Raw genomic sequence first — 22,016 nt, forward strand, 5'->3', positions numbered from 1 at the left:
CTTTTATATTAACAATAAAATGTAACCGTTTTTACCAAAAAATGAAGTGCGAAGTTCTCTTTTTTTTTATCACTAAACAAATTCTAGCTACATTTGCGCGCAAAATTAGTTAATTAGGAATTCTAAATATATGGCTAACAACAGAACTTTTACAATGATTAAGCCGGATGCCGTAGAAAACGGTCATATCGGTGGCATTCTGAACAAAATTAACGCGGCTGGTTTCCGTATCGTAGCAATGAAAATGACCCGTCTTTCTTCTCAGAAAGCTGGCGAATTCTATGCTGTGCATAAAGAAAGACCTTTCTACGGTGAACTGGTTGAATTCATGAGCAGTGGTCATATCGTGGCTGCTATCCTGGAAAAAGACAACGCCGTTGAAGATTTCCGTAAACTGATCGGTGCTACCAACCCTGCTAATGCAGAAGAAGGTACTATCCGTAAAGAATACGCTGAATCTATCGGTCGTAACGCGGTTCACGGTTCTGATTCTGACGAGAACGCAGCAATCGAAGGCGATTTCTTCTTCTCCGGTCTGGAAAAATTCTAATTACCGTGCCGGTAGTCCGCTGCCGGTAGAAGATATCAGGGGCCGTCCGCCATATGGCTGGACGGCCTTTTGTATTTTTAGCCCTCTTCTTTCTTATCTTGCCGCTCATGTGGGACGCTTATCTCAAAGGATTCAGGTCATATCTTCAGCTGGAACGTTCACTTTCCGCCAACTCCATCGAGGCTTATCTCCGCGATGTAGAAAAGCTGGTCCAGTACCTGCAATCCGTTAATATACAACCCCCTCCCGACCAGGTATCACTCTCCGATCTGCAATCCTGCGTACGCTGGATAGCCACCCTGGGCATGACTGCCACCTCCCAGGCCCGCATTATTTCTGGAATCAAGGCATTTTACCGCTACCTCGCACTGGAAGATGTCGTCCGCCAGGACCCCACTATCCTGCTGGAAGCCCCTAAAACCAAAAGACAGTTGCCCGATGTACTCAGTTTTGAGGAAATAGAGCAGATTATCGGACAAATAAAGGCTGGTACGCCTGAAGGACAAAGAAACCGGGCCATCCTGGAAACAATGTACAGCTGTGGACTCCGCGTCAGCGAAGTGACCAATCTACAAATCTCCCAGCTCCATTTTGACGCCGGCTTCATCCGGGTGGTCGGTAAGGGTGATAAGGAAAGATTAGTCCCTATCGGAAGCGACGCCGTGAAATACATTAATATATATAAGGATGAGGTCAGGGTCCATGTTCCTGTCAAAAAAGGACAGGAAGACATCCTTTTCCTGAACCGCCGGGGCAGCGCGCTGACCCGTGTCATGATATTCCTTGTCATTAAAGAACTGACTGCCGCCGCTGGTATTGACAAACAGGTTTCCCCCCATACCTTCCGGCACTCTTTTGCGACTCACCTGGTAGAAGGCGGAGCAGATCTCCGGGCCGTTCAGGAAATGCTTGGCCATGAGAGTATTACCACCACGGAGATCTATACACACCTTGACAGGGAGTATCTTAGAGATACCTTACAGCGGTTTCACCCCCGGTTTTAGGTCTGCCATCAAAAAATCCTCCCCGACTGCGTCAGGAACGCTACCCGGCATGCGTATATTTATCCTTTCCTGAGCCCTTTGACAGTACTCAGATATGTGTCATCCTTCATTGATCTTACATCTTTTATAGGAGGATGAACGAAGGATGACCAATAGCTAAACGGCATCTGCCCCTCCTCTACCCGATCCAATACAATCATTCACCAATCCGGTCTTACTGTTTTATATAAACGCCGTCATATCGCAGGCAGGCGCCCTATTATTACCGTATTGTTAACTCTGTTTTTTGAATAGTTGGAAAGCCTTTTATCTGTGTCTTTCATATGTGAAGACCCGTGCAGAATGAAAACCTGTAATAAATCATTACTCCATATAAACCTTAAACCTACAATTAAACCTACAAGATGAAAACACAACGTTTCATGCCCGTTGCAGGAATTCTGCTGTCTACTGTATTCTTTTCTGCATGTTCCAAAGAGGATGTCGTTCAACCGGCATCTACACTTCGTGTTGAGAACGAAGTAGCTGTAACAGTGCAAGCTGCAGCGGTGGCTATGAACAGCTGGATGACCAGCCTGGCCGACAATACCAGCCTCGCCGCATTGTCTATCCCGGGTACACACGACAGTGGCGCCCGTAATGAACCTGTATCCGGTACCGCAAAATGCCAGGACCTTACCATCGCACAACAGCTGGAAGCAGGTGTACGTTTCCTGGACATCCGTTGCCGCCACATTGGTAACGCCTTCGCGATCCACCATGGTTCTATCTACCAGAACCTGAACTTTGATGATGTACTGGGCGCTTGTACCAGCTTCCTGGCAGCACATCCGAAAGAAACCATCGTTATGAGTGTAAAGGAGGAGTATGATGCTACCGACAATACCCGTTCATTCGAGCAGACTTTCGACACTTATGTACAGAAATATTCCAGCTACTGGTCTACCGGCGCTACTATCCCAACCCTGGGACAGGTAAGAGGAAAGATCGTACTACTGAGAAGATTTGGTGCGACTTCCACACCTAAAGGTATCGAGGCTACCAGCTGGGCTGATAACACAACTTTCACGATCAACAACAGCAATGCTTCCCTGAAAGTACAGGACCAGTACGTAGTGCCTGATAATAACGCAAAGTGGACAAACGCTACTAACCTGTTCACCGAGTCCAGCACACAGAGCAACAACACCCTGTACATCAACTTTACCAGCGGTTACAAATCACTGATCTTTAGTATTCCAAGCATCACGACTGTATCCAACGCGATCAATCCAAAGATCAATACCTATTTCACTACCAATACACATGGCAGATATGGTATTATCCCGATGGATTTTGTAAATGCGGACAGGGCATCCCTGATTGTAAATACTAATTTCTAAGCACGTCATAATTAAGGTATAAAAAAGGAAGCGCCGGGGAGAAGATCCCCGGCGTTTCCTTTTTTTGGCTGATAAGCTGCAAAGCCCTGCCAGCATATAATATCCTATCAAAACGATTCGGGCATAAAAAAACAGCTACTCAGGTCCTGAGTAGCTGTATAATGTAATGAATGTGTATGTGTGGGTTACCAAACGAAGACTGGGGCTTGTAGTACAAAATATAGGTTAAATAGTACTCTAACACCTTAATGATTGACCAGTGACGACTTCCGTCTCGTCACCGCCCAGTTGTTTAACCAACCGGGTACATAGCCTGATGCTTTTCTGCGTATGGTGTCCCTGATGTTGATATTAATCGTACAGCAGGGTGGCACTGATTTTCTTCCTGGCATCATGCCTGTCTGGGCGTCTTCTTCCCAAATCAATTGCTTGTCGCGGTAGACCTTAAAATAAATATCCGGCCCCTTTTCCTGGCGGGGCTCGCCGACCAGTATTAACCTGCTGGTTAGTTCCCTTTTGCTGAACCGGAGCTGATACCGACCATTTTCATCGGTACGCGCACAGCCCAGCAGGCGATGGTTTCCGGCATTGTACGCTTCAATTCTAAGTTGTGCTTGTCCCTCTCTGGATTTCAATCGCTTTACTGTTCCCGCGATAATCCAGGTACCATAATTGGCCCTAATCTGGCTCCAGCATTCCACTGGGATAATATAGGCATAAGCAGCGACGTATCGCTGTCCTGAACGGGCCCAGTTTGGTACTACCGTACCCAGGTGATAATGGGTTTCGACTCCCCTGATATCTGCCTGTTCCGGCATATGCTGCAAACAGATGTCCAGTTCAAGTGGTTCCGTAAAAAGATGTAGTTGTTCCCAGGTCAGCTTAAAATTTCCTCTTTCATCCAGTCCTGTCTCTGCCAGTAAGCGATCACGCTTTGCTTCAACCATTGCTTTTGTAAGCTGACCGGGCCCACTTAAAATATCCGTTTTGGGGCGGTTTTTCGTGGGGTAACGGCCATCCGGTAAGTATACACGTAATTGCGCATTTACCAGAGGCTCTGTACAATCATCAGAGATCAATGCAGAAATGTTTCCGATTAACAGATAACACATAGCTCAAAGCTTTAAAAATTAAAAGAAGGGGTTAACATACTTAACCTCATTCTGGCCGATATGGTATAGCCGCTTTTTTCTCTGCATGTCTAAACAAGGAGGAACAAACATGGGTAGAAAGGCCCATTGCTATTGCTCGTATGAGTCAAAGAACTTAACCATAACTCACCCTGCAAAGATTATGAAGTTCTAATAGTAAGACAAGCGTTATCCTACTGTTTTATCAGAATGCGTAGTTCTACGCATTTTTTATCGGTAATTACGCGGGCTCAGGCGTACTAAAACGGGCAATTTTTCTATTAAATAATTGATCATCAATATAATTATACATCTTTACAACACTACATGGTACAAAGATGTTATATACGTATTCGCTTTGCCAAGTGATTATTTGTAATAATTTTACCATCAACTTAAAACCACAGCACAACCATGGACATTCCTAAACACTTCCCCCCAGACACGGGCGACTTCATTTCCAGAAAGGAAGCCGACAGATTAAGGGACAATTACTTCAAAAAGAAACACAAGAAGCATGGTAATGAATTTATCCAGGCTTACTTCTTCGGTAAGGAGAAATTGCTCGAATTACTTAGCTGTCAGGAAGATATCGCCGGTTTACGTATTTATTACGGTGATGATAGCGACCAGGATGGAAAAGACGACAAAAAAATGGTCATCTACGCAGTAGATAAAGCAGGAAAAAACATCCTGTACAAGAAAAAACAAAACACATCAGAGGTAAATTCATTCATGGCAACGTCAGCGAAAAAAGCGAGCGATGATGATGATGGTGGTGCACTGGATAACGGTCTGCCTTGCCCTGCTGATTGTCCGTGAGAGGTTCATCAATTAAACCCATACTAAGTGTCTATTCATCTGATTTTGTTTTACATTATGGGGGGGATCGAATGCTTGCTTTTGATCCCCTTTATTATTCACTTCGGCAGGCTTGATAAAAGTAGTAAGTGGATATTTTATTTCCTGGTATCAAGTATCGTTTTTGCAGTCGGCACAAAAGTAATCGCGCAGATATGGGGGAATAATCTATGGTTTTACCACACCATGTATTTTCTGGCGTTCGTCATCCTATCTCTTTATTTTCACGCAGTCATCAAATACAAAATCGTGCGGGGGATCGTTCTGGGAATGATCTTCCCTGTTCTTGCCTTTGTCATACTGGATTATGTGAAACTTGAGGGCCCCAATGTCTTCAACTCATATGCGACATCACTGGAGACTTTTATCCTGATGGTCTATTGCGCAATTTTCTTTTATCAGCTGCTGAGAGACGATGATCTGGTCAAACAATCCGTTTTTATTAACTCATTGCCCGACTTCTGGTATAATTCAGGAATTTTCGTTTATCACTGTGGTTATTTTCTCTTTTCCCTTGCTTATAGCTTAATGAATTTTGGATACCAGGGTGTGAAAGGTTCCACAAGAATGACTTTGGCCGTAACTTTTGTTGCCGGAATAATTCAGCTGGTACTTTTGTATATTGGTTTCACAAAAGTTAAAAAAGTCCGTTCATGATCTTTTCAGACCTGCTTATTATCGGGACCGCAGTGATGTTGCTACTTAGTATCCTGGTGATCGTACTCGTAATCTTTCAGCAGAAACAGGTAATTCAGCACAAGCTGGTCATCCGTGATAAAGACCTCCAATTACAAAAAGAGAGGTTAATGGCTATTCTACAAGGTCAGGAACAGGAACGGAAACGCATAGCAGAAGATCTGCATGATGAAGTGGGGGCGCAGTTGTCCGTACTTAAACTCAATCTAAACCAGCTGCAACCATTATTGAAAACCGGAAATGGAGAAACGGAGCAGTTAAAGGAAACCAAAGACTTTACTGATACGATCATTCAGCATCTCCGCTTCATCTCTCAAAGCCTTCATCCCCAGGCTCTTGAAAATCTGGGCCTTTCCAAAGCCCTTGACTCATTCTGTAACCTGATGAATAAAAATAAACAGGTCAGGATAGCTTTCAAGGACGAAGGAAGCCCGCTCCACGTCGACATTGAAAAAGCTTTAAATATCTATCGCGTTGTACAGGAACTCATCAACAACATTCTGAAACATGCCCAGGCTACCCATATAGAAATAACCTATCGATGTAGCACAAACGCTCTGGTAATCAACGTAGTGGACAATGGCAACGGCCTTTTGCTCCGCTCACTGGATAATTCCCGTCAGAAAACCGGCAGCCTGGGGCTCAAGAATATTGAAAGCCGCCTCAACGTTATTGGCGGCACAATCAACTACTTTCCCGGCATAGATAGTGGCACTAACGCTGAAATAAGAGTGGAAAATTATCAAAGCGCTGAGGAATAAGACGAATTTTTCTAGCTTTGTCCTGCTGAGCAGTCGATAATTGATGACCGGGGAACTAATTCCACAGTCGTCCGTCACACTATCCTGTATCAGGCAAAGGGACAATTCTATCAAAATACTTAAACAGCCTCCCCCTATGGTGAACAACATTAAGGTGGCTATTGCCGATGATCATAAGATCTTCCGCAGCGGTGTTATTAATACCCTCACCCCCTACGAGAATATAACTGTGGTGTTTGAAGCTGAAGATGGGGCCCACCTGCTGGAGATAATGGAAGAGCAACAGCCTGATGTTATCCTGATGGACCTGAAAATGCCCAATATGGACGGCATTGAAGCCACCAAAAAAGTGCGTGAAAAATACGCCAATGTTAAAGTAATCGTACTAACCATGTACGAAGACGATAACTTCATTGTACACCTCATTGAAAACGGCGCTAACGCCTATCTGCTGAAAAATGCAGAACCTAATGAGATATACGAAGCCATCTGCACGACCTACGAAAAAGGGTTCTACTTCAATGAAAATGTGAACCTGGCCCTGCTCAAAAAAGTCATGCACAAAAACAAACAGCACTTCAAGCCCACTTTCAGAAATGAAGTGCAGCTCACCGACCGTGAGCTCGAAGTACTGCGCCTTATCTGTAATGAACACACCACCCAGGAAATATCTAAAGAAATATTCCTGAGCCCGCGTACTGTAGAAGGCCTCCGGCAGAAACTCCTGGAAAAAACAGGCGCTAAAAATATCGTCGGCCTGGTCATGCACGCTTTCAGAAACGGAATAATTGAATGATAAGTGGGTTGATGGTCTGGTAAAGATGCTTCATCTTTGCACCTCACTAAACCACCAAACAAACACATATGAAACCTTTATTCCGTTACCTGTCAGCTGGTTGCTCCCTGCTGCTGTGTGCTCAGTTATCTTTCGCTCAGGGCGTTAAAATGCCAGCTCCGAGCCCTGGACAGACTATCCACCAGGATTTCGCATTGTCTTTCGTTGAAGTAAACTACTCACGTCCTGCTATCAAAGGCAGAAAAGTAATGGGTGACCTCGTTCCTTTCGACAAAGTATGGAGAACCGGTGCAAACGGCGCAACTGTTATCACCTTCGGCGATGACGTAAAATTTGGCGGTACCGAAGTGAAAGCAGGTAAATACGGTCTGCTGACCATCCCAGGTAAATCTGAGTGGACAGTAATCCTGACAAAAAGCCTCGATGTAACCAGCCCTGCTGCTTACAAACCAGAGAATGACGTGGTACGCGTGAAAGTGAAACCAACTTCACTGCCTTACGCTGTAGAAAACTTCATGATCACTTTTGATGATATTGAATCATCTTCTGCAAACCTCCTGCTGATCTGGGAAAAGACCATGGTATCTGTTCCGCTGACAGCTGAAGTTGACAGCAAAGTAGTTGCACAACTGGACGCAGCGATGAAAGGTGATAAAAAACCTTACTTCCAGGCAGCTTCTTACTATTATGAAACCAACCGTGACCTGAAACAGGCACTGGTATGGGTGGAAGAAGCAGTAAAAGAAAATCCGACTGCCTTCTGGATCGCTACACTGAAAGCACGTATCCAGGCTAAATCCGGTGATAAAAAAGCGGCTAAAGCTACTGCAGAGAAAGCCATCGAACTGGCAAAAACTGCAAAAAATGATGACTATGTAGTGATCAATCAGAAGATTATCGCTTCTTTATAAGTTATTGTATAAATGAAAAAGCCTGGCAAATGCCAGGCTTTTTCATTTATACAATAACTTATAAAGAATTAGGAATTACGAATTAGGAATTAGGAATTGGTTAGCGTCAAGTCATTACCAGTAGTGCTCGTTTGCTATTGTCTTCAACTTGTTCCGGCTTGAATACGGCGAAAAACATTATTAAAGGACAAATTCCTAATTCCTAATTCCTAATTCTTCCCTCTTCCCCGCTATCAACTGGAACAAGGCCGCGATAATAATCACCAGGAAACAGCCGATCGCATTTAACCAGAGGAAAGACACTATATTCAGCAGATAGACCACAATCACTCCTATCTCTGAAACAATCGCCGCCCAGAATGTAGCGCTACCGCCAATCCGCTTACAGTAAAATGCCACCAGGAAAATACCGAGGATCACACCATAGAACAATGAGCCCAGGATATTCACCGCCTCTATCAAACTACCCAGCTGACTCGCAAACTGTGCCACCACAATACAGAAAAGCCCCCAGAATACCGTCCACCATCGGGACACGGACAAATAATGTGCATCCGTCTCCTCTTTCTTAAACATCCGCTGATAAATATCTATCACGGTAGTAGAAGCCAGCGAGTTCAATGCCGCCGCAATACTGCCCCATGCTGCCAGGAAAATAATAGCAATCAGCAATCCTACCAGTCCTTTAGGCAGATTGTTCACCACAAAATGCAGGAAAATATAGTTCGTATCATTCGTATCCGCCGCCGGATCTGCCTTTTTAATCAAAGCAATCGCTTCCTCACGGGTGGCCGTTGAGCGTACATCGGTCTCTTTCAAAGCCGCTTTCTTCGCTGCAATCACCTGTTCATCACCGGTTTTGATGGCAGCTGCCATTTCTCTTACCTGCTGCTCCTTGATCGTCGCAAGTTGTTTATATTTATCCTCCACCGCCTTGAAAGCAACACCTTCTTCCGAGTTATATACCTTCTTTATCTGTGCCTGGTTAAAGAACACCGGCGCCCTGAAATACAGGTAAAACACAAACACCATCGCTCCAATCAGCAGTATCAGGAACTGCATAGGCACTTTTACCAGGCCATTCATTAACAGGCCCAGACGACTTTCTGTCACAGACCGTGCGGTGAGATAACGCCCTACCTGTGACTGGTCTGTTCCGAAATAAGACAAGGCCAGGAAGAAACCGCCGATCAATCCGCTCCAGATATTATACCGGTCTTTCCAGTCAAAATCTGTTACGATCACATTCAGTTTATCCATCTTCCCGGATACCTGTAAGGCTTCTTTAAAGCCAATATCAGCCGGCAATAGGTGCACAACCATCCACCCTGCCAGGAACATCGCTGCGAATATGATCACCAGCTGGAACGTCTGCGTATAACTCACCGCCCTGGTTCCTCCGGAAACAGTGTAAATGATCAGCAGTCCGCCCATGATAATATTTGTCAGATAAATATTCCAGCCCAGGAGAGAGGATAATATAATAGAAGGCGCATAGATACTGATCCCTGTAGAAAGCGCACGCTGCACCAGGAATAATGCGGAGGTGAGCGTACGGGTTTTCAGATCAAAACGCTGTTCGAGATATTCGTAAGCCGTGAATACTTTCAGCTTATGAAAGATGGGTACAAAGGTGATACACAGCACCACCATGGCCAAAGGCAAACCAAAGTAATATTGCACGAAACGCATTCCGTCAGTATAAGCCTGACCGGGCGCAGAAAGGAAGGTCACAGCACTTGCCTGTGTACCGATAATAGATAATAATACAATGTACCAGGGCATAGACTGGTTGTCGAGAAAATATCCCTGCATGTCGCGTTGTCCGCGACTTTTCCAGATGCCATATAAAACAATTCCAACCAGTGTGACGACCAGTACAATCCAATCTGCTACGCTCATGAAAATACTTTAGTAAAAAAATAAAAACCTCCAATCAGCAGCGCCAGCCATACAATGACCAGGGCATACCAGAGGGGCCAGGAAGGCAGTAACGGTGGGCGATCCTCTTTCATAAGTGAATGTTTGATGAAAAATTAGGAATTAGGAATTAGGAATTAAGAATTGGTTAGTATCAGGTTATTACCCATATTACTCATTTGCTATAGACTTCAAATTCTTAAAGGCCATGGATGTAGAAAAAGTCTTAACGAACTAATTCCTAATTCCTAATTCCTAATTCCTAATTCCTAATTCCTTTTTTTTAGCATGTTTCCGCTGAGCAGTCCTAATGCAAGACCAATCAGAAGTCCGATATGTACTCTTTTGATCTCAAATCCGATGACCAGTCCTACGACAATACATAATATCGCCGTAATAGTGAGCCTTGATCCGTTTTCCCGTTTTTTGCTCATTGGACAGTTTTATTTCTTCTTTGAAATAAGATTCACAAATAAGCGATAGGCGCCTGGTACACCAGCTGGCAGTTCACGGAAGAAGGCCAATGATGTGTACACATATCTGCCTTTACCGTAATTCGCTACCAGGGTAGAACCCTGCAGGTCTTCTTCTCCTTTATCATGCATCGCGAAGAGCTTCTGGTAAGAAGCATCCGCCATCTGCGTAAAGTAAAGACCTCTTTCCTGTATCCATCCGTCAAAGTCACGGTCTGTTATCTTATTGGGATAATGCATGACTTCATTCTGTGGTTGCAGGATGCCGACAGCTGCATTTTCATCGGTTACACGGTCACGGGTAAGCGTAAACGGATAAGGTCCGATATCAGTGGTCACCAGTGGAGAACTGACATTATACTGTACCAGGTAGGTACCGCCGTTCTTAACATATTCCATCAGGCGGGGCTGCCAGTATTTGATACGTGGATTAATATTATATACCCTTACACCGGCAATGATCGCATCATATTGTTGCAGATCGCCGTTCATGATTTCCTTTTCATCCAGGATCGTTACTTCGTAGCCTACCTGTCTGAGAGAAGCAGCCACCATATCGCCTGCACCGGAAATATATCCCAGTTTACGGCCGTTACGTTGCAGGTCGACTGTTACCAGTCTTGCAATTGCTTCAGGGAAGATATTGATGTCAGGGATGTGATCGTATGCAATCGTGCGGATGCTTTGTGTATATACTTTTCCTTCACTACGGATCTCTACGCGCAGGGTATCGGTACGATTGATACCGGCCACTTTCTGCGGTGCGATATGGAAAGTTACCGCTGTTTCGTCTCCTTTGGAAGACAGTTCATAGGACTGCTCTGCTTCCTGGCTGGTAAAGCCGGCAGGCAACTGCAGCCGTATTGTGCCTTTATTGGGCAGTCCCATCGCACGCAGTTTTACCTGTACAGGCTGAGACTGGGTCTGGGTGAAAATGAATACGCTGTTGTTCAGTGTAGCCACTACCGGTGGCGCAACCACCAATGGCTCATATAATTCCCCCTTAACAGGATCGGTAAATTTGTATTGTACCGGTCTGGTAACGGTCAGCTGCTCTCCATTGATACGCAGTTTGATCACGGCTTCCAGCGCGGGTTTGTTCTCCGGATAACCCACCATCATCGGATCTTTGATCGTATAGATGCCAATCGGATGTGGATCCTGTAACCAGTAAGGCTGTGACTCCGCCAGTCCGGCTGGCAGGGTCATAGATTCATTGATAGTACGCAGACGGTTAAACTCCAGTGGCAGTTTATTAAATACGGTATCCTTTCCACCGAAAGTGATCTGATCAACCATAACATTAGCATTACTGTTGCACAGCAACTGTACGCTACCCTGCATCGGCTGTCCAGGTACGACTACCTGCGCATTGCTGTAGGCTTCCATCCAGAGACCGGCACAAGCCAGCAGCAGGTCTTCTGTCTCTTTCAGTTTCTGCGTACGCCAGTAACCTTCCGGCAGGGCCTGTATGGCTTTACGGATTTCCAGCAGGGCTGGTACGGAAGCAGCAGGATCTTCTATATTGAAGTTGGCCTGCGCCTTGTCAACCATCTCCCCGATCGGCTTACCACCAGCGATACGGGTCCAGGTGGTATTCACCCCATCCAGCAGACTATACACAGGTTTATCTCCTTTTACAGGAGCGAAATATTCGTAGGAGCTACCTCTTGTTGCAGCAACACCAAAACCCTGGCTCTTATGCTGTGAGCGGCTTTCAGCGGCAATCTCACCATAACCACGACCCAGCAGGTAATTGAAGGTACCCACGTTCAGTTCGTATAGCAGTCCGGCGGAATTATCGATCGCACCACCCCAGTTGAAGCTATTCCACATAATACGATGTGCTTTCCATGGCTTCAGCTGTTTCAGCTGCTCAGGATAACGTTTTGGATCTGCCGCTGCTTCGAAAGCTTCTTCAGCCAGCATAGCAGATGCGGTATGATGACCATGACCCGCACGACTGTCCGGCGGGAAACGGCATACAATAACGTCCGGCTGGAATTTACGGATCATCCAGACTACATCCCCCAGGATCTTTTCTTTATCCCAGATGGTGAATGTCTCTGCCGGATTCTTGGAGAAGCCAAAATCCAGTGCGCGGGTGAAGAACTGTTCTGCGCCATCAATACGGCGGGCAGCGAGCAATTCCTGGGTACGGATCAGTCCCAGTAATTCGCCTTGTTCGTCCCCTACGAGGTTCTGACCACCATCTCCCCTGGTGAGAGAGAGATAGCCGGTACGATATAACTTGTCTTTCGCCAGGTATCCCAACAGGCGGGTATTCTCATCGTCAGGATGAGCGGCGATATATAATACGCTACCCAGCGTATCTAATTTTTTGAGTTGCAGTTTTATATCTGCCGCATTGATCAGCGGAGAGCGTTGAGCCCATGCGGTAACGGCGACCAGTCCTGAAATCAGTGTTAAACAGAATCCTTTTACCATTTCTTTTGCTTATTAAACAGTGGCCAAAAATAGCGATTAAATATAGGCGTAAAAGAAAATGTGATAAAAGGAAAAAAGATCACTTCTTAAACATGAAGTAGACGGCGCCGAGGATGAAGAGAAATGAGACGAGATAGTTCCACCGTAGCGGTTCTTTCAGGATAAAGACGGCGAAAAGGCTGAACACTGTAAGGGTAATTACTTCCTGGATGGTTTTCAGCTGGAACCCGGTAAAACCTTCCTGTGCACCAAAGCGGTTAGCGGGTACCATGAAGCAGTATTCGAAGAAGGCAATGCCCCAGCTGACGAGGATCACTTTCCAGAGCGGAACGTTTTCGAATTTCAGGTGGCCATACCAGGCGAAGGTCATGAATGTATTGGAAATCAGTAGAAGAATAACTGTACGCATGTCGTATTAGAGTCTGGAGAGCGTAAAGATAGGACTTGGGGAATTAGGAATTGACAATTAAGAATCGGGATTTTATGAATGTGATCAGACGGGGAGCAATAAGCTGCCGCAATTGGGGGCTTATAATTAGAGAGGAACAGACTATCAGATAAAAGAGCACCGAAGTTACAACGGTGGATTAATAAGCTGCAGGGCAATGGGACCATTCCTGTCATTAGCTGTTACGAAAAGGGTTGTCATTTATCATGCATCAACCATCTGTAACCATGATTACTAACTACTAATCAATATTTTAATTGTGATTTAGTCATTCACCTAGCACAGCATGTGACCAGAGCAGATAAAGACAATAGACCAGCATTGGGGATAATGAATAGCAACTGGACGAATTACTGGTTGTTCTTCAGTTGCTGCTAACTCCTGATTGAGACTTTTAGAAAAAAAATAAACCGGCCCAGAAGAGCCGGCCGGTTGTTACAGGTCTCAACTTTCCTATCATGCTTAGGAGTTGTAAGTTTAAACGCTAAAGCGGTGTTAATCCAGCTTTATTTCACCCAGGTCTGTTACTTTGCCGTCTTCGACTTTCACGTCTTTCAGGGTGGCGTCTTTATAAGGATCTTTAGCGTCGATAATCACGGTATAGGAGCCTGCCTTAGCAGACTGTACTGAAAAAGCGCCGTCGGTGACTGGAGCTTTCAACGTATCCATGCCTGAAATGGCCCAGACTTCCGTTGCTCCGTCTACCGGCGTCACTTTGCCACTGATGGTTCCCCCGTCAAAGGAATTGAAGGCCATTGCTCCAATTACCATGGCGACAAGTGCCGATAGGCCAAACTTTGTCGTTTTCATACAAATTGGTTTTAGGTTTTTTACAATATCGAAATGGTTATAAAAAACTTTTTAAACCGCACTTGTTTAGCAGGCGCCTGCAAAGTGCCGCTTTGTTCACTGTCTACATATACAATACAACCAGTTTGAACCTTACCATTAGTCATTTCGAAAAAAAAGTTGTCTTTTTTTTAGCATTTCGGCCTTTTCGGCGGAAAGCGCCTACTGTAGCGGATTTCATTTTTAAACTTTCTGAATTCTCTGGTTCTGAACGCCGTTGGTCCGTCAATTAGCTAATTAATTGATATAATAAACTAATTTTGCCTTGTTCTGTTTTTGATAGCCGACTTTAGTCCGTTGCAAATAGCAAATACAAAAAAGATTAGAAAAGATAAGTTACAGGATGCTGCCGCTCAACAATACAGATATAGTTAATGGGGTCCGGAACAGGGATAAACAGGTTTTTGAAGTCATATTCAATCAGTTTTCACCCTCCATGTATAGTATCGCCCTGCGATACCTGCGTGACCAGGACGAAGCACAGGATGTTGTGCAGGATGTGTTCCTGAATCTATGGCGCACAGCTGACAACCTGGATGAACGCGCCCCCGTGCAACATTATCTGGCCAGGGCCACAGTCAATACCTGCCTTAACCGGATTAAAAAGGCGCAAAGACAGCAACAGTATGCGAAAGAGCAGCAATTCACTTCCACGGAATCTACAGTCGAACACTTGCTGCTGGAGCATAAGGAATTGGAAGCCCAATATTTATCTATCCTTGAGAAATTACCAGATCAATGCCGCCGGGTATTTGAAATGAGCCGGTTCAAGGGTTTGTCTCCTACCGAAATTTCCCAGCAACTGAATATTTCCATCAACACGGTCTATACACACCTGACCACCGCGCTGAAAAAAATCAGACTCGGTTTGTTAAACCAGCAGTAAGCGGGAACATTACCTTATATTATCTGTTTACTATCTATATATATTATTATTTAACAAAGGTGACAGGAACAGATTATCGCCCTCAAAAGGTTTTTTTAAAAAAGACTAATGGTAAGGGTATTTTTGATTGTATTAATGTTAAGAGATGAAACAGCAACCTGATATCGATGTCGTTATCCGCTACCTGGAGGAACCAGGGAATGAGGAGCACAAACGTTCACTGGATGAATGGTTGCAGCTGGATGCTGCCAATCTGGATATCTTCCTGGAAACGAAAGCTTTGTGGCAAGGAGACGTATTGCCCACGGCTGCTTCCTACGATGTCGCACATCAATGGCAGTTAATCGACGCACAGCTCACAGCTACCACTATCCCTGCCGTAACAGCAACCCTGCCTCCTGTACAACCGGTACAGACAGTACAGGCCCCTGCCAAAGGAAAGGTCAGAGCCCTGTCTACCCGTACCTGGTGGGCAGCCGCAGCAGCAGCTATCGTGATAGCAGCGGCAGTCATCATCTACCGCCAACCTTTATATATAGCGCAACAAACCGCTCAGAATACAGACAGTCTTTTACTGCCCGACGGCACCCGTTTATACCTGAATGCCCACACCAGCGTGAAATACCCCCGCAATTTCCAGAAAAACAGCAGGGACGTATTTGTACAACAGGGTGAAGTATTCGTAGATGTAAAGCACATGCCGGAAAAACCCTTCTCCGTCCACCTGAAAAACGTTGACATCGAAGTATTGGGTACCTCTTTTGATGTAAAAGAAACCAAACAAGGTGTAAAAGTCTTCGTACAGAGCGGAAAAGTAAAAGCCGTATATAAAAATGGTAAAAAGTCTGTAGTCCTCACTCCCGGCGAAGAAGCAGAAATGCTGCTGGCAGGTACGACTATCAGCACCCGTCATCACCGGAACAATAATCCAATCGCCTGGAAAACAGGCCAGCTCACCTTTGTGGATGCTCCGCTTTCAGAAGTGGCTGACGTACTGGAAGATTACTATAAAGTAAAGATTGTTGTTGCTGAAGGACTGGCAGACAAAAAACTGCTGGCTACTTTCCATAAAGAATCTCTGTCAGAGGTTCTGGACATTCTATCCAAAACATTACAGGTAAAGGCCGTACAAAAAGATAGCCTTGTAGAAATTTATTAGTCGTCCGGAGGAAAATGCAGTTTAAGATACAGGCATTCCGTAAGGCGACTTACTATAGACGCTGGTGTATACTACTTTTTTTAGTATGCGCGGGGGTCTCATTTTCCTATTTATCCCGTGCCCACCCTCCTACTCTTCAACTAAGCGACTTCCAGGATGGTGATTCCATCAAGGTTACACTAAAAGTAAGCAGAGCCAGTCTCCGGCAAGTTATCCGACTCATAGAAAAACAAACCGGACTGACCTTCGCAGTCTCCTCCACCGTACTTGATAATGCCCGATCCGTATCCTTACAGGTACAACAGCAGCCACTTACAAGCGTATTACGCCGCATATTCGCCGGCACGAACTACGTTTTTGAGATCCGTAATAAACAGATTATCGTCTATCCGGACACCGAGGTACCCCTAGCCACCGGTATCACACACCGCCCCACCAGTCCCGAACCGGAAAAATATGTCATTACAGGCCTGATCACTGACGGCGAACGCCCATTAGCAGGTGTGTCTATCCGTGAAAGAGATACGCATAACGGCGCCAGTACCAATGAAAACGGCCGCTTTCGTATGCCTGTAGCCAACGGACAGGCAGTCCTCCAGTTCTCCCTCATTGGTTATGAAACCAGGGAGATCACTCTCCGGGATCGCAAAACACTGGAGATCATCCTGCAAAGCGATACCAAAACCCTCAATGATCTTGTGATCATCGGTTATGGTCTGCATACAAAAGCCAATATCACCGGCGCTATCACAAAAGTAGAAGGCCGCCGCCTGAAAAGTCGTCCCGTGACCAACGTCATGGCTGCTTTACAGGGTACTGCCCCTGGTCTGCTGGTAACGCGTAATAACGGTCAACCCGGTAAAGAAGGTTTTAACCTGCAGATCCGTGGTCTTTCCTCGGGCAACTACAGTGAACCGCTCGTACTGATAGACGGTGCGCCCGGGTCCATCACCCTGCTCAATCCCAACGATATTGAATCAATCTCCGTCCTCAAAGACGCGGCAGCAGCTTCTATTTATGGTCCGCTAGCAGCGGGTGGCGTCGTACTCGTTACCACCAAAAGAGGTAAATCTGGTAAAATTGCGGTTGAATACAGCAGCCTGTTTGGTTTCGAAAGACCGATCTCCCTGCCTGAACGGATGCACTCCTGGCAGGCAGCTCCCCTTGCCAACGAAGCAGCTGCCAATGCCGGCCTCCCTCCTGTATGGACGGATGAAGATATCAGTCTGCTGAAGAATCCGAATGTCAACTTTCTGCCAAGATTCGACGGCACACAGAACTTCAACTACTTTGACGACTTCAATCCGCTGAACAGCGTCACCCGTAATAATAGTACCACTGCCACTTATAATATCAGCGCCAGAGGAGGGAATGCGGATCACCAGTATCTGTTCTCCTTCGGCCAATTCTCCCGTCAGGGCTTATTCAATACCGGCTCTGATAAGACTTCCCGTACTAACCTACAGGCGAATCTCAACAACCGCTTCAGTGATGTACTGAGCCTGGAAACAAGTCTTCAATACGCACAAAGCAATACCCTATCTCCCGGATGGCGTGTAGATGGTAATTACGGTCTGCTGAATTACCTGTATCAGTCGCCTGCCAACGTACCGGTATACGTGCCTGGCACTAATCATTATACAGCAGGCTTCAATGGCTATGCACTGTTAAAGGATGCCGGTAAACGGGATGAACAAAGTACCTACGCAGATGCCGTTTTCACACTGAAAGCAGAGAATTTATATAAAGGACTTACGCTGAAAGCAGTGTATAGTCCGCAGCTGACAACCACGCACGACGGACTCGGAAAACGTACTGTCGACTTCTATAACGGTGACGGATACCTGAACAGCGTAAACAATCCGAATACATTGAAGAGAGGTTACCTGATGGAAGTGCAACACAGTCTGCAGTTACTGGCCGACTATGACCTCTCTGCCGGCAAAGCCAATACCGTACACATTCTCGGTGGATATGCCTATGAAAGTCATTATCAGCATCAACGTGTAAGAACAGGTGAACGTTTAAGTGAAAACGAACTATCGCAGCTTTCCTTTAATGATCCGGAGCTGACAACACAGCTACATTTCAAAGGCGCCGGTTCACTGGCATCTGTGTTTACACGTATCAATTATAATTTCAAAGACCGCTATTTACTGGAAGCAAATCTTGTTGCTTCACAGCTTAGCTACAATAGCACACAGCAGCGGGAGATGCAGCGGGAACACCTGTTTCCTTCCTTCTCTGCCGGCTGGCGACTGAACAATGAAAAATGGTTTGCAAGCGCCTTTCCGTTTTTTGATGAATTCAAACTGCGTGCCTCCTGGGGCATGCTGGGCAACTTTAACTGGCGCAGCGGACTGAATGACTTCAATTACCGCGATCAGTTACTACGTCCTGCAGCATATCCGCTGATGTCTTTTGAACCCAATGACCGCTACATACCCGGCAATAATAATTGGGAGACGATTTCTACCACCAATGCCGGACTGGATCTGACGCTTTTTAAAGGCAGACTGAATATCAATGCAGACTACTTTGTGAAACACAACGGACGTATGCAGATTGCCGAGCAGACCTTTCCGGAAGTGAACTGGCTGGCGCCGCGTTTCTTTAATGCGGTACTGCGTTCCTGGGGATGGGAATTGAACCTTGGCTGGAGAGATAACCGGGGACCGTTCAGTTACTGGATCAATGCAAACGTCTTTGACGACCAGAATAAAATCTTACGCGCCAATGGTCCTACCGCATGGCTGAGTGGTAATAACCGCGGACTGACAGGATTACCTTACAATGCTATCATCGGCTACCAGGCAGCGGGATATTTCCAGAACAACCTGGACGTGGCCGGTCATGCCTATCAGGGTAATGTGACCGCTCCCGGCGATATCAGGTATGTGGACATTAACAAAGACGGAAATATCAGTGGAGGCAGTCACACAAAAGATGACCATGGCGACCTGGTATACCTGGGCAGTTCCCAGCCGCGCTACTCCTTTGGCTTTGACGCAGGCTTCTCTTCTAAAGGATTTGATTTCTCTATCTTCTTTCAGGGTATCGGCGCCAGGAAAATGCTGGTACCCGGTAAATATGCCATGCCTTTTGTGGATGGCTGGCAACAACCCTGGCTGATCCATGCCGACCACTGGACGCCTGCCAATCAAAATGCAGACTTTCCAAGGCTGTATGCGGGCGATAACCAGAATCTGACCCCAAGCTCCTTCTGGGTGATGAATGCGGCTTATATCCGCCTGAAAAATCTACAGGTGGGCTATACTTTCCATTTCAACGGAAGCCATCCGCTGATCAATAGTTTGCGTCTTTATTTCTCCGGACAGGATTTATGGGAGGTGAACCGGCTGCGTATCCGGTATTTCGATCCGGAGCAGGCGACCAATATGGGTTATCAGTATCCTTTCTTCCGCTCCTTTACACTGGGGCTGAATGCTAACTTCTAAGTCAGTCTCTGTTTCCAGGGCATAAAAAAGGGTGAAAAGCCCGAAGCCTTCCACCCTGCTTATTTTTTAGTTGTGTAATTACTCTACTACTTTTCCCGGCTTTTTACCTGACAGCAGATACAGTACTGCCATACGTACGGCCACCCCGTTTTCTACCTGGTTCAGGATGATGGAATGACCGGAGTCAGCCACATCTGAGTCAAGTTCCACACCACGATTGATCGGGCCAGGGTGCATTACGACGATTTCCTTCTGCAGGCTATCCAGCAGCTTCCTGTTCACCCCGTAAGCCAGGGAATATTCCCGGAGGGAGGAGAACAGCGGCGTATTCTGTCTTTCCAGCTGAATGCGTAGTACGTTTGCCACATCGCACCATTGCAGTGTCTCGCGGATATCGTAGCTGACGTTCACACCGAGCGCTGCTTCCATATGTTTTGGTATCAGGGTTGGCGGACCAACGACTGTTACTTCTGCCCCTAACTGTTTGAGGCAGTAAATATTAGAAAGCGCTACCCTGGAGTGCATGATGTCGCCGCAGATAGCGATCTTCTTTCCTGCCACACTACCCAAGCGTTCCCTGATAGAGAAAGCATCGAGCAAAGCCTGTGTAGGATGCTCGTTGATACCATCCCCCGCGTTCACGATAGGTACATCAATATGCCTGGAGAGGAAGTGAGGCGCACCGCTGGCGGAGTGTCTCATAACAACCATATCCACTTTCATGGACAGGATATTGTTGACCGTATCAATCAGTGTTTCGCCTTTTGAAACCGAAGAGCCGGATGCGGAGAAATTCACCACATCAGCGCCCAGCCTCTTTTCAGCGAGCTCAAATGAAATACGTGTACGGGTTGAATTTTCGAAGAATAAATTAACGATGGTGGTATCCCTGAGCGAAGGAACTTTCTTGATCGGTCTTTGTAAAACCTCTTTGAACTGATCAGCTGTTTGGAAAATAAGTTCAATATCCTGGCGCTGCAGACCGCGAATTCCGAGAAGATGATTTACTGATAATGACATTTAAGATGCAAATATAAATGACCTGATTACAAATCCCAAAATCAAAATCAGGATGCGGACAATCTGACGCATCCACCTGTATCGGTTATTCGAGGATAACCTCGTCTTTACCATCGCGTTCAGACCAGCGTACCTTCACTTTTTCAGAAATGATAGCGTCTACTGTACGACCTGTATAGTCTGCCTGAATGGGCAACTGACGGGTAAAACGACGATCGATCAGTACCAGCAGTTCCACTACGGAAGGACGTCCGAAATCGAGCATGGCATCCAGTGCGGAACGGGTAGTACGACCGGTATATAATACGTCGTCCACCAGGATCACTTTTTTATTTTCCAGCGAAAAATCGATCGTTGTCTCATTGGGTACATGCAAAGAGGTATTGAAATCATCCCTGTAAAAGGTGATGTCCAGTTTCCCGTAATTGATATGTACTCCGGGTAATAATTTTTTCAGGGTGTGATAGATCCGATCTGACAGATAGATCCCTCTCGGCTGCAAGCCTATCAGCACACTCTGGGAAAAATCCAGGTGATTTTCAATCAACTGGTGACAAAGTCTGTCTACGGTTATGGCCACTTGCGTACCATTCAATATGGTCTTCAAAGTTTGCGGATTTAAAGGGCCAAAAATAATGATTAATAGCGGGTAACAAAAGTTTCGTCAGTATTTTCTGTTTCGTACATTTATCCTAACGTATTTAAATGAAAACTAGATCCATACTTATAATCCTATTTATGATTCTTTTCGGCAAAGCCCAGGGCCAGCTGAAAGCAGGCGATAAAGTGCCCTCTTTCCAGCTGCAGGACCAGAATGGTCAGACCTTTGATATTAACACCGTTCTTGGCAAACAGCCACTGATCATTTACTTCTATCCTAAAGACGAAACCAGCGGCTGTACCAAAGAAGCCTGCTCTTTCAGGGACGCCTATGAAGATTTTACCAGTCTCGGCGCCAAGGTAATCGGTATCAGCGGAGACGATGTTGCTTCTCATAAAAGCTTTGCGGAACATCACCGGCTCCCCTTCACCTTACTGGCTGACAAAGGCAATAAAGTGCGGAAGCAGTTCGGGGTGCCGAAAACCATGTTTATCCCGGGCAGGGTGACCTATGTCGTAGATAAGCAGGGTGTGATCACGTATGTGTTCAATAACCTGACAGATGGGCCGAAACATGTGACTGAAGCGTTGGAGGCGCTGAAGGCAATTAGGAATTAGGAATTAAGAATCTATAGTGTCCGGTTAAAATTGGGATTACCCCTTT

At 45.9% G+C, this 22,016-nt stretch carries 20 protein-coding genes; 12 read left to right on the forward strand and 8 right to left on the reverse strand.

Translation table 11 applies throughout. The features are described 5' to 3' along the window. Positions 1-130: 130 nt before the first annotated feature. The 3 genes from CPIN_RS27075 to CPIN_RS27085 all read left to right on the forward strand — a co-directional run bounded on the left by CPIN_RS27075 (position 131) and on the right by CPIN_RS27085 (position 2,936). Positions 131-550, forward strand: coding sequence for a nucleoside-diphosphate kinase (locus CPIN_RS27075; protein ID WP_012793066.1), 420 nt, complete (start codon positions 131-133; stop codon positions 548-550). Between the two features lie 107 nt (positions 551-657). Then, complete coding sequence (xerD, locus tag CPIN_RS27080) at positions 658-1,554, forward strand: site-specific tyrosine recombinase XerD (RefSeq protein ID WP_044219830.1); 897 nt, start codon at positions 658-660, stop codon at positions 1,552-1,554. A 404-nt stretch (positions 1,555-1,958) separates the two neighbouring features. Next, entirely contained in the window at positions 1,959-2,936 is a 978-nt protein-coding gene (locus CPIN_RS27085) for a phosphatidylinositol-specific phospholipase C (protein WP_012793068.1), read from the forward strand. A gap of 245 nt (positions 2,937-3,181) precedes the next feature. Here CPIN_RS27085 and CPIN_RS27090 read toward each other — a convergent pair whose 3' ends face one another. Continuing rightward, complete coding sequence (locus CPIN_RS27090) at positions 3,182-4,048, reverse strand: hypothetical protein (protein ID WP_012793069.1); 867 nt, start codon at positions 4,046-4,048, stop codon at positions 3,182-3,184. Positions 4,049-4,480: 432 nt separating this feature from the next. Between CPIN_RS27090 and CPIN_RS27095 the strand changes: the two genes are divergently transcribed. The 5 genes from CPIN_RS27095 to CPIN_RS27115 all read left to right on the forward strand — a co-directional run bounded on the left by CPIN_RS27095 (position 4,481) and on the right by CPIN_RS27115 (position 8,091). Then, positions 4,481-4,888, forward strand: coding sequence for a hypothetical protein (locus tag CPIN_RS27095; RefSeq protein ID WP_012793070.1), 408 nt, complete (start codon positions 4,481-4,483; stop codon positions 4,886-4,888). Between the two features lie 27 nt (positions 4,889-4,915). Beyond that, a complete protein-coding gene (locus CPIN_RS27100; protein WP_148230650.1) occupies positions 4,916-5,584 on the forward strand; it encodes a hypothetical protein in 669 nt (222 codons plus the stop codon). Beyond that, positions 5,581-6,384 (forward strand): sensor histidine kinase, encoded by an 804-nt coding sequence (locus tag CPIN_RS27105; protein ID WP_012793072.1) that lies wholly within the window; start codon positions 5,581-5,583, stop codon positions 6,382-6,384. The genes CPIN_RS27100 and CPIN_RS27105 overlap by 4 nt, the downstream gene beginning before the upstream one ends. A 136-nt stretch (positions 6,385-6,520) precedes the next feature. After that, a complete protein-coding gene (locus tag CPIN_RS27110) occupies positions 6,521-7,180 on the forward strand; it encodes a response regulator transcription factor (protein WP_012793073.1) in 660 nt (219 codons plus the stop codon). A gap of 68 nt (positions 7,181-7,248) precedes the next feature. Then, positions 7,249-8,091, forward strand: a complete 843-nt coding sequence (locus CPIN_RS27115; RefSeq protein WP_012793074.1) for a DUF2911 domain-containing protein — start codon at positions 7,249-7,251, stop codon at positions 8,089-8,091. 195 nt (positions 8,092-8,286) lie between these two features. Here the strand turns inward: CPIN_RS27115 and CPIN_RS27120 are convergent, their stop codons facing one another. The 5 genes from CPIN_RS27120 to CPIN_RS27135 form a co-directional block, all read right to left on the reverse strand. After that, complete coding sequence (locus CPIN_RS27120) at positions 8,287-9,993, reverse strand: sodium:solute symporter family protein (RefSeq protein WP_012793075.1); 1,707 nt, start codon at positions 9,991-9,993, stop codon at positions 8,287-8,289. Positions 9,994-10,280: 287 nt separating this feature from the next. Continuing rightward, positions 10,281-10,445 carry a hypothetical protein gene (locus tag CPIN_RS39075; protein WP_012793077.1) on the reverse strand — a complete coding sequence of 55 codons (165 nt, stop codon included), beginning with the start codon at positions 10,443-10,445 and terminating at the stop codon, positions 10,281-10,283. Positions 10,446-10,454: 9 nt separating this feature from the next. Beyond that, positions 10,455-12,932 carry a PIG-L family deacetylase gene (locus CPIN_RS27125; protein ID WP_012793078.1) on the reverse strand — a complete coding sequence of 826 codons (2,478 nt, stop codon included), beginning with the start codon at positions 12,930-12,932 and terminating at the stop codon, positions 10,455-10,457. A 79-nt stretch (positions 12,933-13,011) separates the two neighbouring features. Next, positions 13,012-13,341, reverse strand: coding sequence for a DMT family protein (locus CPIN_RS27130; protein WP_012793079.1), 330 nt, complete (start codon positions 13,339-13,341; stop codon positions 13,012-13,014). Between the two features lie 534 nt (positions 13,342-13,875). Continuing rightward, positions 13,876-14,190, reverse strand: a complete 315-nt coding sequence (locus CPIN_RS27135; RefSeq protein ID WP_012793080.1) for a carboxypeptidase-like regulatory domain-containing protein — start codon at positions 14,188-14,190, stop codon at positions 13,876-13,878. Between the two features lie 382 nt (positions 14,191-14,572). Here CPIN_RS27135 and CPIN_RS27140 point away from each other — a divergent pair, with 382 nt between their 5' ends. The 3 genes from CPIN_RS27140 (at position 14,573) to CPIN_RS27150 (ending at position 19,732) form a co-directional block, all read left to right on the forward strand. Continuing rightward, on the forward strand, positions 14,573-15,115 hold the full coding sequence (locus CPIN_RS27140) for an RNA polymerase sigma-70 factor (protein WP_012793081.1): 543 nt from the start codon (positions 14,573-14,575) through the stop codon (positions 15,113-15,115). 145 nt (positions 15,116-15,260) lie between these two features. Further along, the gene (locus tag CPIN_RS27145; RefSeq protein ID WP_012793082.1) at positions 15,261-16,274 is read left to right on the forward strand and encodes a FecR family protein; all 1,014 of its coding nucleotides are present in this window, start codon (positions 15,261-15,263) and stop codon (positions 16,272-16,274) included. Positions 16,275-16,288: 14 nt separating this feature from the next. After that, positions 16,289-19,732, forward strand: coding sequence for a SusC/RagA family TonB-linked outer membrane protein (locus tag CPIN_RS27150; protein ID WP_012793083.1), 3,444 nt, complete (start codon positions 16,289-16,291; stop codon positions 19,730-19,732). Positions 19,733-19,810: 78 nt separating this feature from the next. On the opposite strand, the gene CPIN_RS27155 is transcribed toward CPIN_RS27150, so the two are convergent. Both CPIN_RS27155 and pyrR read right to left on the reverse strand, forming a co-directional pair. Continuing rightward, complete coding sequence (locus CPIN_RS27155; RefSeq protein ID WP_012793084.1) at positions 19,811-20,752, reverse strand: aspartate carbamoyltransferase catalytic subunit; 942 nt, start codon at positions 20,750-20,752, stop codon at positions 19,811-19,813. An 85-nt stretch (positions 20,753-20,837) separates the two neighbouring features. Then, positions 20,838-21,359 carry a bifunctional pyr operon transcriptional regulator/uracil phosphoribosyltransferase PyrR gene (pyrR, locus tag CPIN_RS27160; protein WP_012793085.1) on the reverse strand — a complete coding sequence of 174 codons (522 nt, stop codon included), beginning with the start codon at positions 21,357-21,359 and terminating at the stop codon, positions 20,838-20,840. 131 nt (positions 21,360-21,490) lie between these two features. Here pyrR and CPIN_RS27165 point away from each other — a divergent pair, with 131 nt between their 5' ends. Further along, a complete protein-coding gene (locus CPIN_RS27165) occupies positions 21,491-21,970 on the forward strand; it encodes a peroxiredoxin (RefSeq protein ID WP_012793086.1) in 480 nt (159 codons plus the stop codon). Positions 21,971-22,016: the final 46 nt, after the last annotated feature.

The organism is Chitinophaga pinensis DSM 2588 (assembly GCF_000024005.1).
Taxonomy (GTDB): Bacteria; Bacteroidota; Bacteroidia; order Chitinophagales; family Chitinophagaceae; genus Chitinophaga; species Chitinophaga pinensis.